14 protein-coding genes are annotated in these 13,324 nt (G+C 72.6%); 6 read left to right on the forward strand and 8 right to left on the reverse strand.

Annotated features, from left to right (window positions below):
• Nucleotides 1–399: 399 nt before the first annotated feature.
• Entirely contained in the window at nt 400–1,155 is a 756-nt protein-coding gene (locus ACZ6WH_RS34435) for a PIG-L deacetylase family protein (protein WP_469733448.1), read from the forward strand.
• On the opposite strand, the gene ACZ6WH_RS34440 is transcribed toward ACZ6WH_RS34435, so the two are convergent.
• From ACZ6WH_RS34440 to ACZ6WH_RS34460, 5 genes are all read right to left on the reverse strand, one after another.
• A complete protein-coding gene (locus ACZ6WH_RS34440; RefSeq protein ID WP_469733450.1) occupies nt 1,130–1,318 on the reverse strand; it encodes a helix-turn-helix domain-containing protein in 189 nt (62 codons plus the stop codon). The genes ACZ6WH_RS34435 and ACZ6WH_RS34440 overlap by 26 nt on opposite strands.
• Before the next feature lie 84 nt (nt 1,319–1,402).
• Nucleotides 1,403–2,806, reverse strand: coding sequence for an amidohydrolase family protein (locus ACZ6WH_RS34445; protein WP_469733452.1), 1,404 nt, complete (start codon nt 2,804–2,806; stop codon nt 1,403–1,405).
• 122 nt (nt 2,807–2,928) lie between these two features.
• Entirely contained in the window at nt 2,929–3,768 is an 840-nt protein-coding gene (locus tag ACZ6WH_RS34450; RefSeq protein ID WP_469733454.1) for an alpha/beta hydrolase fold domain-containing protein, read from the reverse strand.
• Between the two features lie 28 nt (nt 3,769–3,796).
• Nucleotides 3,797–4,747: an alpha/beta fold hydrolase gene (locus ACZ6WH_RS34455; RefSeq protein WP_469733456.1), complete on the reverse strand. Its 951-nt coding sequence runs from the start codon at nt 4,745–4,747 to the stop codon at nt 3,797–3,799.
• Nucleotides 4,744–6,357, reverse strand: coding sequence for a flavin-containing monooxygenase (locus tag ACZ6WH_RS34460; RefSeq protein ID WP_469733458.1), 1,614 nt, complete (start codon nt 6,355–6,357; stop codon nt 4,744–4,746). Before ACZ6WH_RS34460 ends, ACZ6WH_RS34455 begins: the two co-directional genes overlap by 4 nt.
• A gap of 143 nt (nt 6,358–6,500) precedes the next feature.
• On the opposite strand from ACZ6WH_RS34460, the gene ACZ6WH_RS34465 reads away from it, so the two are divergent.
• Together ACZ6WH_RS34465 and ACZ6WH_RS34470 are read left to right on the forward strand one after the other, a co-directional pair.
• Nucleotides 6,501–7,547 (forward strand): AraC family transcriptional regulator, encoded by a 1,047-nt coding sequence (locus ACZ6WH_RS34465; protein ID WP_469733459.1) that lies wholly within the window; start codon nt 6,501–6,503, stop codon nt 7,545–7,547.
• A gap of 111 nt (nt 7,548–7,658) precedes the next feature.
• Nucleotides 7,659–8,591 carry an SDR family NAD(P)-dependent oxidoreductase gene (locus ACZ6WH_RS34470; protein ID WP_469733460.1) on the forward strand — a complete coding sequence of 311 codons (933 nt, stop codon included), beginning with the start codon at nt 7,659–7,661 and terminating at the stop codon, nt 8,589–8,591.
• Nucleotides 8,592–8,616: 25 nt separating this feature from the next.
• Here the strand turns inward: ACZ6WH_RS34470 and ACZ6WH_RS34475 are convergent, their stop codons facing one another.
• The 3 genes from ACZ6WH_RS34475 to ACZ6WH_RS34485 form a co-directional block, all read right to left on the reverse strand.
• Nucleotides 8,617–9,591 (reverse strand): hypothetical protein, encoded by a 975-nt coding sequence (locus ACZ6WH_RS34475; protein ID WP_469733461.1) that lies wholly within the window; start codon nt 9,589–9,591, stop codon nt 8,617–8,619.
• Entirely contained in the window at nt 9,581–10,792 is a 1,212-nt protein-coding gene (locus ACZ6WH_RS34480; protein ID WP_469733462.1) for a hypothetical protein, read from the reverse strand. Before ACZ6WH_RS34480 ends, ACZ6WH_RS34475 begins: the two co-directional genes overlap by 11 nt.
• 175 nt (nt 10,793–10,967) lie before the next feature.
• Nucleotides 10,968–11,651, reverse strand: a complete 684-nt coding sequence (locus ACZ6WH_RS34485; protein WP_469733463.1) for an MOSC domain-containing protein — start codon at nt 11,649–11,651, stop codon at nt 10,968–10,970.
• Between the two features lie 406 nt (nt 11,652–12,057).
• Here ACZ6WH_RS34485 and ACZ6WH_RS34490 point away from each other — a divergent pair, with 406 nt between their 5' ends.
• From ACZ6WH_RS34490 to ACZ6WH_RS34500, 3 genes are all read left to right on the forward strand, one after another.
• Nucleotides 12,058–12,390, forward strand: coding sequence for a hypothetical protein (locus ACZ6WH_RS34490; RefSeq protein ID WP_399718038.1), 333 nt, complete (start codon nt 12,058–12,060; stop codon nt 12,388–12,390).
• Between the two features lie 120 nt (nt 12,391–12,510).
• A complete protein-coding gene (locus ACZ6WH_RS34495; protein ID WP_432858421.1) occupies nt 12,511–12,825 on the forward strand; it encodes a pore-forming ESAT-6 family protein in 315 nt (104 codons plus the stop codon).
• 46 nt (nt 12,826–12,871) lie between these two features.
• Entirely contained in the window at nt 12,872–13,279 is a 408-nt protein-coding gene (locus ACZ6WH_RS34500; protein ID WP_469733464.1) for a DUF6507 family protein, read from the forward strand.
• Nucleotides 13,280–13,324: the final 45 nt, after the last annotated feature.

A 13,324-nucleotide genomic window follows, 5' to 3' on the forward strand; every position in this document is an offset into this window, starting at 1 on the left:
TGCCACCCGCAAGCCTGGGCCACTTATTCACCCGATGTGATGAAACGCAGCTCAGCAGGCATACGAGTGGGGTCCCGCGCGCCCCGGCGCACGCCTCGGCCGGGCGCCGACACCCCTCGTGAGCCCGCGAGATCGGCGCGTCCCTCGCGTCACCGGCGCCCTCCCTCCCCTCATTACGCATATGCATCCGCACACCCCCTCGCAAGTGCAGACGCATCCGCACCATCCGGCCCTCCTGTGCCCGCCCCACGACCGTCGAGGATCGGCCGCACCGCACGGGCCGGTTTCCGGCCATCTCCCCGGGGCCCCGTGGGAGGATCGGCGGAGGCGTACGCCGCCCGTCGGCACGCCGTTCAGGGAGCCGGCGCACACGTGCGCCGTCCCGGGAAAGGAGCCCCCGTGCCCGCACCCGAACCCACCTCCTCCGGACCGGCCGGCCTCACCCCGCTGCCCGACGACTGGGAGCGCGCCCTGGCGATCGTCGCCCACCCCGACGACCTCGAATACGGCGCGGCCGCGGCGGTCGCCGAGTGGACGGACGCCGGCCGCGAGGTCACGTACCTGCTGGTCACCCATGGCGAGGCGGGCATCGACGGGATCGGCCCGGACGAGTGCGCGGTGGTCCGGGAGGCCGAGCAGCGGGCGAGCGCGGCGGCGGTCGGCGTGCAGAACGTGGAGTTCCTGCACCACCCCGACGGCGTCATCGAGGCCGGGCTGCCGCTCCGCCGCGACCTGGCGGCGGCGATCCGCCGGCACCGCCCGGAACTGCTGCTCACCATCAACCACCACGACACCTGGGGCGGGGTGCACTGGAACACGCCCGACCACCGGGTGGTCGGGCGGGCCGTCCTGGACGCGCCGGGCGACGCGGGCAACCGCTGGATCTTCCCCGAACTGTTCGAGGAGCACGGGCTCGCGCCCTGGAACGGCGTGCGCCGGGTGGCGGTGGCGAGCTCACCGCACCCCACGCACGCCGTCGAGGTCGGCCCCGGCATCGAGCGCGCCATCGCCTCGCTCGCCGAGCACCGCGCGTACATCGAGGGCCTCAACAGCGGGGCGGAGGGCCCGGAGTCCTACGCCCGTCACTTCATCGAGCAGCTGCTCGGAACGGCGGGCGACCACCCGGCCATCACCTTCGAGGTCTTCCCCCGCTGAACGGGGCCCCGCCGACCGGGCGCCGCTCGCTGGAGGCGGTAGCCGGCGGGGTGCGGTCGGTCGGCGGCACCACTCCGGCATCGGACCAGAACCGGATGGTCTTCACGCTCAGACCGGTCAGCCGGGACAGCTCACCGATGCCCAGGAGGGTGTCGTCGTTCATGTCCACACCCTGGAGTCTCCCGCGGCTGGAGACTCAAGTCCTGCGTCACGTGACCGCGCGGACGCGGTTCGAGGCAGTCCGGCGTCACGTGGCCGCGCGGACGTGGTTCGCGGCGCGTTCCGCCTCCCGGACGACCGCTTCGGTATCGACGCCGACCAGCTCGCCGCGTGCCTTGCGCGGCTGCCCGTCGACGAAGACGTACGAGACGTTCGGCGGCTGGCCGTTGAGGACGATCTGGCTGACCCAGTCGAAGCGGGGCGCGAAGTTGAGGGTGCCGGGGTCGAGGACGAGGACGTCGGCGCGCTTGCCGGGCGTCAGGGAGCCGACCGTGTCGGCCATCCCGATGCACTCGGCGCCGCCCAGCGTCGCCATCCGCAGCACGGCCGGGATCGTGGGGTGGATCTCCGCGTCCTCGTGCCGGGCCCGCTGCAGCCCGACCGCTGCCTTCATCACGTTGAACATGTCGGAGGTGTCGTTGGTCCCGCCGTCGTGGCCGAGTCCGGCCCGGATCCCGCGCCGGTGCATCGCGGGCAGCGGCATGATGCCGGAGGCCAGCCGCATGTTGCTGAGCGGGCAGTGCGCCACCCGTACGTCGTGGTCGGCGGTGAGCGCGATCTCCTCGTCCGTGAGGTGGATCGCGTGGTTCATCAGCAGCCGGGGGCCGAAGGCATCCGCCTCGCGGAGCGAGCGGATCGGGTCGTCGGCGCGGTCGTCACGGTGTTCCAGGACGTGGGAGTTGAGCATGGTGCCGAGGTCGTCGGCGACCTCCCGGAAGCGGCGCAGCTCCGGTACGGCCCGCATGCCCGCGTGCACCGAGACCTGCGCGGAGGCCAGCGGCAGCGGGTCCAGCAGCTCCTTCTTCACCCGGGGTATCAGGTCGATGGTGCCGGCGTTCTGGGTCATCGCGTACACGAAGCGCAGGCCGGTGTCGTCCAGCGCCCGTACGTACTGCTCGCTGGTGTCGTACGGGATGGCGTGCACCCAGTCGACGAGGGTGGTGACACCGGCCTGGAGTGCGTCCAGGGCGGCGAGGTGGACGAAGCGGTACATGTCCGCGGGGTCGATCTTCGGGAGGGTGGCGCGGTTGCAGGCGGCCAGCCAGCCGTTCAGGTCCTGGTCGGCGCAGCCGCCGCGGATGCTGGACTGCCACAGGTGGTTGTGCAGGTCGACGAAGCCGGGCAGGACGAGGCTGCCGCGCGCGTCGATCACCCGGGCGCCCGCCGGTGCCGTCAGCCCGTGGCCCACCGCGGCGAGCCGGCCGCCGCGCATCAGCACGTCCGCGTTCTCCAGGGCGCCCAGCTCGCCGTCCCCCACGTCCGGGTCCATGGTGAGCACGAGGTCGGCGCCGCGCAGGAGGGTGCCGCGCCCGCCGTCGCCGGGTCTCGGCGGTGCCTCCGGCCGCGGCGCCGCGCCGGCGATGCCCGTGGCCAGCGGCACGCTTCCCAGACCTGCCAGAACCGTTCTGCGCGTCAGTTTCGGAAAACTCATTCCGTCGTTGTACCGCGGGTAACACTCGCCCCCGAGAGGCGACTTCCAGCCAACTGACTCTCTGTCAGTTCTACCGAACGGACCGGCCGGGACCTCGTATCAATGCGCGAGCCGACCGTACGTCAGGAGTCCGCCGAGCCGTCCCGCAGCAGTCGCCGCACCGTCGCGAGCGAGCTGCGCGACGCGCGCGTCCACACGGCGCTCACATACACGTGCTCGCCCTCCGGCTCGAAGGTGAACGTTCCGCCGTTCCCGGCCGCCGCCAGCCGCTCGGCCAGCAGCCGCGCGTCGGCGGCGAAGAGGTCCCGGCCGCCCTGGAAGACGTGCACCGGAGGGAGCCCGGCCAGGTCGGCGAACTGGGGACTGAGCAGCGGGTCGCGCGGATCGGTGCCGTTCGCCCACAGCCGCCCCGCCTCGATCAGGTCCCCGGTGCGCAGCAGCGGGTCGAGTGGTTCGAGGGTGGGCAGCGCGGGATGCGACATGGTGAGGTCCAGCCACGGCGAGAACAGCAGCACCTGGCGGGGCCGGCCGGCGCCCGTGTCCCGGTATGTGAGTGCCTGGCCGAGCGCGAGCCCGCCGCCGGCCGAGTCGCCCCCGAGCGTGACGGCGCCGGGCCCCGCCTCGGCGCACAGGCCCTCGTAGACCGCGCGCAGCAGGGCGTACGCCTGCCGCGCGTCGCCCTCGGGCGCGAGGCGGTAGAGCGGGACGGTGAGGGTGACGCCGGTGTCCTTGGCGGCGTGCTGGAGGAGCCACCAGTGGGCCTCCTGCAGCGGGAAGGCGTACGCGCCGCCGTGCGTGTAGAGCAGGTGCCGGCCGGTGGCACCGCGGCGCGGGGTGAGCCGCAGGACCGGGCGGCCGGCAACCACGGAGCGGGTGACCGCGTACCGGGCGCGCAGCGGGGCGGGGACCGGTGCGGCCTCCTGGGCCGGTGCCTCCGAGACCGTCCGCCGCGTCCCCGCCATCCGTCACGTCATCCCTTCGCCGTGCCTCTCACCGGGCCTCGTCCGGCGCCCCCGCCACGGGTGCGGCCCCGGTGCCGGCGGCGTCCTCGGCGCCATCCTTCGTGCGGCCCGCCGCGGAGTCCAGGAACCCCGCCGCCAGCGCGGCGAAGTCCGCCGCCCGTTCGATCTGTGGCATGTGCCCCGTGGCCGGGAAAAGATGGCTGCGGGCGTGCGGCAGCGCGGCGACCGCTGCGTGGAAGTGCTTGACCGGCAGCACCTTGTCCGCGTCCCCCCAGACGACCAGCGTGGGCACCCGGGCGGCCGCCGTCCGTGCCAGCAGGGCGCGGCGCCAGCCGGGGTACGTCCCGAGGACGGGCACGCCCAGGCTCAGCAGCGTGGCGACGAACGTGCCCCGGAAGTCCGGCTGCCCGCCGACCTTTCCCGCGTGCCGGATCAGCTCCTCGGTGGCGTGCCGGGGGTCGTGGAAGAGGTCCCGGTTGACCTGGACACCGGCCGCCCTCGCCCGTCCCCGGAACCGCCTGCCGACCCCGGGCAGCGCGGCCAGCACCGCGTACCCCATCGAGCCCAGCGAGAGGTTGGCCTCGCGTCCGAAACCGGCGCTGTTGGCGAGCACGAGGGTGGCCACCCGGCCGGGGTGCTCCGCGGCGACGGTCATGGCGACCGCGCCGCCGAGGGAGTTGCCCATCAGGTGTACGGGCCGCCGCTCGTCCAGCGTGTCCAGTACCCCGACCACGGCCCGCGCGAAGGCGGTGAGCCCGGCGCGGCCCGGCATGCGGCGGGTCAGCCCGAAGCCGGGCAGGTCGGTGCTGAGGACCCGGTACCCGCGCGCGGCGAGCAGGTCGTGGGTGAGCTGCCAGTCCTCCAGGCTGCGGGCGATGCCGTGCAGCAGCACGACCGGCGGGCCGTCGGCCGGGCCGCTGACGCGTACCCGGACGGGGTGCCCGGCGACGTCCACGTATGTCGCGTCGGCGGCGGTCACTTGGCGGCCTCCGCCCGCGTGTGCGCCTGCGGCCGGCCCGGCGCGTGCCCCGGCGCTCGGCCCGGCGCCTGCGGCCGGCCGCGCACCGCCGCGCGGGGCGTGGGCTTCAGCGAGCGCCGGAGGTTGGTGCGCATCGTCGTGGCGGCGTCGAGCACGTAGTTCTGGCGTACCTTCCACGGCCCCCGGTCGCCCTGGCGCGGGAAGGCGTCGATGGAGCGCTTGACGTACCCGGCGGCGAGGTCGAGGAGCGGGCGTTCGGCGAGCGGCCGGCCCGGTTCGGGCACCACGGCCGCGTAGTCGTTGCGGTCCATGAAGTTCAGGACCTTGCACACCAGCCGCGAGGTGAGGTCGGCGCGGAGCGTCCAGGAGGCGTTGGTGTAGCCGATGCAGACGGCGAAGTTGGGCACGCCGGTCATCATCGCGCCGCGCCACACGAACTGCCGCGACAGCTCGACCGGCCGCCCGTCGACCCGCGGCGCGATACCACCGAAGGCGAGCAGCTGCAGCCCGGTGGCGGTGACGACCACGTCCGCCTCCAGCACCTTGCCCGACTTCAGCCGGATGCCTTCGGGCACGAAGCTCTCGATGTGGTCGGTGACGACCTCGGCCCGGCCCTGCTTCAGCGCCTTGAAGAGGTCGGCGTCCGGCACCGCGCACAGCCGCTGGTCCCAGGGGTCGTACGACGGTGTGAAGTGGTCCCGCACCGCCTGCTCGTCCTTCAGGACCCGGGTGTTCAGGCGGGTCAGCAGCTTCCGTGCGGCCTGCGGGCGGCGTCGGCAGAACTGGTAGAAGCCGATGCCGAAGAGGATGTTCTTGGTGCGGACGGCGCGGTGCGCCACGCCCGCCGGCAGCGCGCTCCGCAGCTTGTCGGCGATCCGGTCCCGGCCCGGTACGGCGCTGATCCACGTCGGTGTGCGCTGCAGCATCGTGACCCGGTCGGCGCGCCCGGCCATCGCGGGCACGAGCGTGACAGCGGTGGCCCCGCTGCCGATGACGACGACGCGCTTGCCCGCGTAGTCCAGGTCCTCGGGCCAGAACTGCGGGTGCACGACGGTCCCGGTGTAGCTCTCGATGCCGGGGAACTCCGGCGCGTGCCCCCGCTCGTAGTCGTAGTACCCCGCACAGGAGTACAGGAAGTCGCAGGTCAGAGTGGTGCGTACCGGCTCTCCCGGCGCTCCCTCCGGTCGCCGCTCGACGGTCAGTGTCCACCGCGCGTCCTCGGTCGACCAGTCCGCCGAGACCACCTTCGTGCGGTAGTGGATGTGCCGGTCGATGCCGAACTCGGCGGCCGTCTCCTTGATGTACCGCAGGATCGAGGACCCGTCGGCGATGGACTTCGCGTCCCGCCACGGCTTGAAGGGATAGCCGAGGGTGAACATGTCCGAGTCCGAGCGGATGCCCGGGTACCGGAAGAGATCCCAGGTCCCGCCCATGGAGTCGCGGGCCTCCAGGAGCGCGTACGACCGGCCGGGACATTCGGTCCGCAGCCGGTAGGCGGCGCCGACGCCGGAGAGGCCGGCGCCGACGATCACGACGTCGAGGTGCTCGGGGAGCGGGCGCCCGTCGGACGGGCGCTCGGAGGTCGGCTGCGAGCCTGCGGAAGTCGTCATGGTCATAGTCTGCGGAACGCGCCCGGCGGCATTCTTGACTTCACACGACACGTATTTGACCCTGAACGACATGCCTCTGCCCCTTTCCCTGCCCCTGAACGACATGTCAGCGATCAGGGCGGCGCACCCGTGATCGGGCCGGCATGTCGGTGATCAGGTCGGCGGGGCTGCGCGGCTTCCGGGCGACCGTCGCCGAGCTGGGCGGCAACGCCGAGGAGTACGCCACGGCCGCCGGCCTGCCCGTCGCGGCGCTGGACACCGACGACCTGCTGGTCGACGATCTCGCCGTGACCGAGGTCCTGGAGCTCGCCGCCGCCGCGCTGGACCGCCCCGACCTCGGGCTCCGCGTCGCGTCCCGGCAGGATTTCGGCATGCTGGGCGCGCTGGCCCTGGCCATCCAGAACTCCCCCACCGTCGCCGACGCCCTCGAATGCACCTCGCGCTATCTCTTCGTCCACGCGCAGGCCCTCAGCCTCAGCCTCGAACCCGACCCGTACGACGCGCCCGGCATCGCCGCGCTGCGCTACGGCCCGCACCCCGGCCTCCCGGCCCCCGTCCAGGGCACCGACCTGGGCCTCGGCTTCCTCCACCGCGCCATCCAGTTCCTCGTCGACGGCCCGTACGGCCTGCGCACCGTCGAACTCCCCTACCGCCCCGCCGCGCCCCTCGCCGCCTACGAGGAATTCTTCGGCGCCCCCGTACGCGTCGGCCGCCCCGCCGCCCTCCTCCGCGTACCGAGGAGCCTCGGCGGTCGGCCGCTCGCGGGCGGCGACGAACACCTGCGCCAGCTCGCCCTGGCCTTCCTCGCGGAACGGGCGCCGGAGGAGCGGGCCAGCCTCGTCCCCCGGGTCCGCGGCGCGGTGCAGCATTCGCTGGGCACGGCCCCGCCCGACATCGGCGCGGTCGCCCGCCTGCTCAGCATCCACCCGCGCACCCTGCAGCGCCGGCTGCGCGAGGAAGGCACGACGTACGCGGCGATCCTCGACGACGTACGCCGCCAGGCGGCCCGCCACTACCTCACCGGCACCGCCCTCCCCATGACCCAGATCGCCGCCCTCCTCGGCCTCTCCGAACAGTCGGCCCTGAGCCGGTGCTGCCGCCGCTGGTGGGGAGTGTCGCCGACGGCCGTACGCCGGGGCGGCGGCGCGGCAGCTGCCGACCGGGGACAGGCGTCTGTCGCGCAGGGGTAAGCGTCTGTCGCGCAAGGTCAAGTACGGTGCCGCCCTCCCCGGGCAGACTGGTGCCGCCCGGGGACCGCCCCGCCGCCGGCCGCACGGCCGCCGAGCCCCTTGGAGGAGCCCATGCCCGCAGCTCTCGCCCCCTACCGGTTCGCCGGCGGCACCGCGGTCCTGACCGGCGCGGCGAGCGGAATGGGCGAGCACATGGCCTACGGCCTCGCCGCGCGCGGCAGCGGCCTCGTCCTCATCGACCGGGACGCCGACCGGCTGGCCACCGTCGCCGACCGGATACGCAAGGACCACCCGGCCCTGCCCGTCGACACGCACGTGGCCGACCTCGCCGACACCGCGGGCCTGGACGCCCTGGTCGCCCGCATCACCGCGGCGCACCCGCGGATCACCCTGCTCATCAACAACGCGGGGGTGGCGCTCGGCGGCCGGTTCGAGCAGCTGACGGCCGAGGAGTTCGACTGGGTCATGGCCGTCAACTTCCGCGCTCCGGTGGCCCTCACCCGCCTCTTCCTCCCGCACCTGCTGCGCACGCCCGGCAGCCACATCGTCAACCTCTCCAGCCTGTTCGGGCTGATCGCGCCGCCCGGCCAGTCGGCGTACGCGGCCAGCAAGTTCGCCCTGCGCGGCTTCAGCGAAGCGCTCCGCCACGAGCTCGCCGACCGCGCCACCGGCGTCACCACCGTCCACCCCGGCGGCATCCGCACCCGTATCGCCGAGACCGCCCGGGTGGCCGCCGGAACCACCGAGGCCGAGATCCGCGCGGGCAAGGAGAGCTTCGCGAAGCTGCTGACCTACCCCGCCGACAAGGCGGCCGAGCAGATCCTGGCCGCCGTCCGCACCCGCCGCCCCCGCCTCCTCATCGCCCCCTCCGCCGTCGTCCCCGACGTGCTCGCCCGCCTCTTCCCCGCCTCGTACATGAGCGTCATGAACCGGCTGCGCCCGTCGGCGGGACGCAGGGCGGCGGGCTCCGCGGGTTCTTCCGCTTCCGCTACTCGCCCCGTTTCCGCCACCCGCTCCGCCTCCTCCCGGGCAGCGAAGTCCTGACGCCCGCTCAAGTCCCCCTCTCCGGTCAATCGCCCTTCTTGGGGCAGGGTTCGTGCTTCCCCGCGCTCCGGGCGCGGGCGTACGCCTCGCCGGTCGCCGTGAGCCACCTGTCCTGCTGCTTCACGCCGGGGCAGAGGAAGGGCGGGAAGTGGACGGCGCGGTACCCGGCGCCGCGCGGCAGCTCGCCGGTGATCTCGAAGGGCTTGTTGCCCGGGCGGCTGAGGACCATCTCCGCCGGGGCGCCGGCCACCTGGTAGTGGATCCGGTACCGCCAGCGGCAGTGGCCCTGCTTCGACGTGGCGTGGATCAGGAACGCCTCGCTCTCGTTCTGCTTGAGCGTGATGTGCTTGGCGTGCGGGCCGGTGAAGTACGCCTCGCTCTTGTCGACGCCCTTGGCGCTCGTGGTGGTCGTCATCATCCTGGGCGTCGGCGAGTCGACGGCCACCTCCAGCGGGATGACGTCCGCCTCGCCCTGGCTCGGGCTGAGTACGAGCGTGCCGCCGAGCGGCGCCGTGCACCGTCCGCCCTCCACCTCGGGCACGATGTCGGTGATCCGCACCTGCTGGGCGGCGCGGCCCTCCAGGGTGACCATCCACTCGGAGTCCCCGACGTCGACGATGTCCGCCTTCTTCCACCAGTCCGGCGTACTGGGCACCGGCGCCGCCGCGGCACCGTCGCCCTTGCCGCCACGGATCACGTACGTGCCGTTCTCCTTGACGTTCTGCACCTCGACGACGTCGATGGCGCCCTCCGGTGAGATCCGGTCCGGCAGCCGGTCGAGCGAGAACACCGACTTCGCCGCGCCGACCAGCACGTCCTGGAACGTCACGGCCGCCACGCTCAGCAGGATCCCGGCCAGCCAGGTGGCGGGGCTGCGCAGAAAGCGCAGCCGGCTCGGGCTCTCCTCGGGGGCGGGCCGGGGCCGGCCACCGCGGCGGACGCTGGCCCGGGTCAGGGCCCCGTTCCCGTTCCTCCGGGCCGCCGGTCGGTTACTGGGCATGGCCGGTTCGTACCTCCTCCGGGGCCGGCTCCGTACCGTGCCCCCGACGTCTCATCACCAGAACGGCCACCAGGCACGCGGCGCCCGTGGCCCAGCCCCACGCCGTGCCGAACCGGACGGCGTCACCGATGGCCAGGTCGAACGACGTGACGGCGTCCGTCGATTCCTGCCGCGGAGCCAGCCACCACGGCAGTGCGCCGTCCTCGTCCTTGCCGCCCACGACGGCGCCCTCCACGACGGCGGCCGCCAACGCGGCGAGCAGCGTCGCGTACCAGCACCGCATGAAGAGGCGCAGCGGGCGGCGGGCGTCGGCGCGCCGCACCACGGCACGCAGCGCCGCCGTCAGCACCACCAGCAGCACGAGGCAGATCAGGAGCGTCGCCAGCCATCCGGTGGTGGTCTCGGTCCGCAGGGGGCGCAGCCGCAGCGCCGGGTAGAGGATCCCGCTCCAGTCGTCCGCCAGTTCCGGCGGCCGGTACGGCAGCCAGAGTTCGGGGTCGAAGGTGAGGGCGGGCTCCTGTTCCAGCCGGCGGACGTTCACGTGCCGCAGGACGGGACCGCCCGCGACCGCCAGCAGCACCGCCGGAATGAGCGCCGCGAACACCGCCTCCCAGCGCTCACGGCGGGTGCCGGGCACCTGCGCCACCGGCTCTTCGTCTCCGTTTTCGCCGGTCACCCGCAGCAGTTCCCGTACCGGCGCCCAGCGCCGCAGGATCCACAGCTCCGCCCACGTCAGAAGCGGCATCCAGGCGAACGAGAGGGCGAACTGCGCGGCCACGCCCGAGCCGCCCGCCTGCCGGGCCAGCACCAGCTGGTCATGGGACGTGGGCAGGTACGTCCACTCCAGCGGATGCAGGACCGGTCCGGTCAGGTCGGCGACCCCCGCGGCCAGCAGCACGGCTCCGAGCAGCGCCAGGCACGTCCCCCACCGCGGCCGCAGCCCCGGCGCGGTCCGCAGTACGGCATAGGTCAGCACGGCGCAGACCACGACGAAGAGGAGCTGAGGCAGCCACCCGCCGACATGGTCGGGGTCGCGTACGACGAACCCGACGGCATCCAGGCCGAGCAATCTGGCCTGCCCGGTGAGACAGAGGTCCTGGACCGCCAGGACCCGGCGGCACACCGGCACGAACCCGAACAAAAAGCCGGCCTGGGCCGCGGCAGAGCTGCCGGCCAGCAGGACGGACAGAACGCGGTTCACCGTGAGATCCCCCGAAAACACATGTCATCAGCGCACACGCACCAGCACGAGCACCGATCAGACCGCTCACCAGTCTGCCCTACGCACCGCACGCGCACCATGCGCAGCTCAGCTCAACTCCGCCGCCCACAGCCCCATTTCCGCGCCCCTCGCACCCGTCCTCACACCCGTCCTCTCACCCTTCCTCTCCCCCGACCCCGTACTTCGCCGCGTACTTGCGGGCGATCTCCAGCTGCTCGCGCTCCATCCACGGCGCGGCGGCCAGCATGTCCGGCAGCGTCCTGCGCTCGGTCGTCACGGCGCGGAACAGCCGCCCGACGGTCACGTCGTGCTCGGGCCGGTCCACCACCTCGACCGCGTCCCCGGCCCGGAACTCCCCGGGCCGTACGACGCGCAGCATCACCCCCGGCGAGCCCGCGAGCGTGAACCGCCGCAGCCAGCCCTTCTCGCCGAGCCAGCCGGCGAACGTACGGCACGGAATCCGGCCGCCCGTCACCTCCAGCACGACCTCGTCCCCGATCCGCCACCGCTCGCCGACGAGCGCGTCGCGCAGGTTCATGCCCGCCGTGGTGAGGTTCTCGCCGAACGCCCCGTCGACGAGCGGCCGCCCCAACTCCTGCTCCCAGTCGTCCAGTTCCTCGCGGGCGAACGCGTAGACGGCCCGGTCGTCACCCCCGTGGAACCGCAGGTCGCAGACCGCGTCCCCGGCCACCCCGCTCGCCCCGACCCCTGCCGGCCCGGGCGCCGCCACCCGCACGGGCCCGCTCACCGGCCGCTTGTCGATACCTGTCGTCCCCGACGGCGCATCGGTGTACTCGACCACCTTCGCCACCCCGACATTCACACTGAGGATCTCCATTCCCCGAATCTATGCCGCCCACCAGCCGAGAAACGCGGCGACCGTGCCGCACGGACGGCGCCCCTCGGGAGATGCCACAGACGGCGCCTCACAGGAGGGGCGGACTCGTCAGGGGCGGACTCGTCAGGGGCACGGGAGGGGCGGACTCGTCAGGGGCACCACGGCACACCGGGGGCATTCCGTCCACCGCGATGAAGTTCCGGTTACGCGCCGGAGGCACCGTCCCGAGCGGCACACGAATGCGCGCAGCCATTAACTCCGCACATGTCCTCATTAGGTACTTTCGTGGCGGCAGCGGCCGTGTCACGGGTGTGCTACGCCCCCCTACCCTCGATTGCACCGCCCATAACGGCTTGATAGACATGACTCCGCTTATGTAGCCGTCCAGCCCGGCAGGGGGAGCCAGATGAAGTTCGACATGGGTTCGCAGGTGCTGTCGACCCTGCAGACGAAGTCGCGGGGATCGAGCGAGGACCTCGGAGGGCTGATCCGCCAGCTCGTGGATGCCGCTGCCCCTCTGGAGGGCAAGTTCAACGGCTCCGGCAAGGCGGCCTTCGACCAGTTCAAGGCCCGCTCCGACGAGATCGCGTCCTCGCTGCAGAGCTCGCTCTCGGGAATCCTCGGCGGCCAGAAGGGCATGGACTCGGCGTTCAGCTCGGGTGACCAGGAGCACGGCGACAACGCCCGCCAGCAGATGTCGTCGGCCAATTTCGACGCGGCCCGATTCGGCGGCCGCTGAGCCACAGGGAATCCGGCCCGCTCGCACCACTGACGACGGGCCGTTGATTCTTCGATCCTTCGACGGGCCCCGGCAGCCGGGACGTCGAGCTGATGGAAATTTCACGGGGAGTGAGTGTTGATGGGTGCTGCGGGTCAGGATCGTCGTTCGTACGACACGGGTGCGTCGGCGGATGCGCAGGGCAATATCCAGACGGTGATTGCGCGGTTGGAGCAGGTGATTACCGCGCGGGACGGTCAGGTGAAGGCGGCGATGGCGGATTTCACCGCCGATGGCGTGGCGGATGAGTACCACGGCAAGGAGCTGCGCTGGAATCGGGCCTCGCAGGAGGTCAAGAACATTATTCAGCTGTTGAGGACGACGCTGGAGAAGAACGACGGGACGGCGCAGCACACGCTGTCCAAGGCGAAGTCCGCGGTGGACAACATCGGCTGACCCGCTTTGGTGGGTGTGGTCGGGCAACGGGGAGCAGGGGTAGCGCATGGCGGGCTGGGATCTGGATCCGCAGGGCATTTCGGGTGTGCTGAAGACGACCGGTGAGTTCGCCGGGAAGATCGAGACGCATACCAAGGCGTACGGGGAGCATCTGCAGTCCGCGGCGACCAGTGCGGGCACCATTGCCGCCGAGGGCGAGGCCCAGGGCGGCGGTGGTGGTAAGGGGGAGAAGCCGGGCGGGGGTCTGGTGGCGCTGGCGTTGTCGCAGTTCTCCGAGCACACCATCAATGATCTGAAGTTCATCGCGATGCGGGCGGGCAAGTCCCTGAACGGGGCGGTGGATGCCACCACCGCCTACACCAACGGGGATCTGGAGATGGCCGCCGAGTCCCAGCGCAAGGCGCTGGGTGCGGTGGATGTGGACCCGACGAAGGCGGGGGTCCAGGAGCGATGAAGATCGAGCTCAAGCCCGATCAGATTCCGCAGTACACCGGGGACC

The sequence above is a fragment of the Streptomyces sp. NPDC050806 genome, from assembly GCF_055586425.1.